Source organism: Ensifer sp. B1-9 (assembly GCF_050474445.1).
GTDB lineage: Bacteria > Pseudomonadota > Alphaproteobacteria > Rhizobiales > Rhizobiaceae > Ensifer.
On sequence record NZ_JBCHVG010000040.1, the window covers coordinates 1 to 1,411 of the forward strand.

The window sequence follows — 1,411 nt, forward strand, 5'->3', positions numbered from 1 at the left end:
GCCACCAGACCCGCGGTCGAAGAATCGTGGCCGGCGGCACTCTCCTTGCCTTCGACGACCGGCAGCAGGCCGGTTGCCAGCTCCTTGCCGAGCTCGACGCCCCATTGGTCGAAGGAGTTGATGTTGAACAGCGCGCCTTCGACGAAAACGCGGTGCTCGTAGAGCGCGATCAGGCGGCCGAGCGCGAAGGGATCGAGCTGGTCGTAGACGATCGTCAGCGACGGGCGGTTGCCGGTGAAGACGCGGTGCGGAGCAATCTTGTCGGCCTTGGCGTCCGCCATACCCTTGGCGGTGAGCTGCGCCTTGGCCTCGGCGAGCGTACGACCCTTCATCAGCGCCTCGGACTGCGCCAGGCAATTGGCGATCAGGAGCTCGTGCTGATGGCGCAGGTTCTTCTCATGGCCATTCGCGGCGATCATGAATTCCGCCGGAATGATGTCCGTGCCCTGATGGATGAGCTGATAGAAGGCATGCTGGCCATTGGTGCCGGGCTCGCCCCAGACAACCGGGCCAGTGGAGTACTCGACCGCGGTGCTATCAAGTGTCACCGCCTTGCCGTTCGATTCCATGTCGAGCTGCTGCAGATAGGCGGGGAAGCGCGACAGGCGCTGATCGTAGGGCAGGATCGCCCGCGACGGATAACCGAGCACGTTGCGATGGTAGAAGCCGAGGAGGCCGAGCAGAACCGGAATGTTCTCACGGATCGGCGCGGTGCGGAAATGCTCGTCGATGGCATGGCCGCCATCGAGGAAGCGGCCGAAATTCTCCTTGCCGATGGCGATCATCAGCGGCAGGCCGATCGCCGACCAGATCGAATAGCGCCCGCCGACCCAGTCCCAGAAGCCGAAGACGCGGGCCTGGTCGATGCCGAAGGCGGCGACCTTGTCGAGCGCGGTCGAGACGGCTGCGAAGTGGTGGCCGACGGCCGCTTCGCCGAGCTTGCCGGCGATGAAGGCGCGGGCCGTCTGGGCATTGGTCATCGTTTCGATCGTCGTGAAGGTCTTCGAGGCGACGATGAAGAGCGAGGTTTCCGGATCGATCAGTTTCAGCGTGTCGGCGATGTGGGCGCCGTCGATATTGGAAACGAAGTGAAGTCGGGGGCCGTCATGGAAGGGCGCAAGCGCCAGCGTTGCCATGACCGGGCCGAGGTCGGAGCCGCCGATGCCGATATTGATGACGTCGGTGATCTTCTTGCCGGTCGCGCCCTTGAGCGCGCCCGAGCGGATGCCGTCGGCAAAAGCGCCCATGGCATCAAGCACGCCGTTGACGTCGGGCATCACATCCTTGCCGTCGACGAGGATCGGGCGGTTGCCGCGGTTGCGCAGCGCCGTGTGCAGCACGGCGCGCTCTTCGGTGATGTTGATGATGTCGCCGCGGAACATGGCGTCCCGCTTCTCCTCGACCTTGGCGG

The 1,411-nt window shown here is 64.6% G+C and carries 1 protein-coding gene; it reads right to left on the reverse strand.

Annotated features, from left to right (window positions below; all coding sequences use genetic code 11):
- Window positions 1-1,411: glucose-6-phosphate isomerase (gene pgi, locus ACQ5BM_RS34545; protein WP_429820840.1), on the reverse strand; the 1,411-nt coding region annotated here is incomplete at both ends.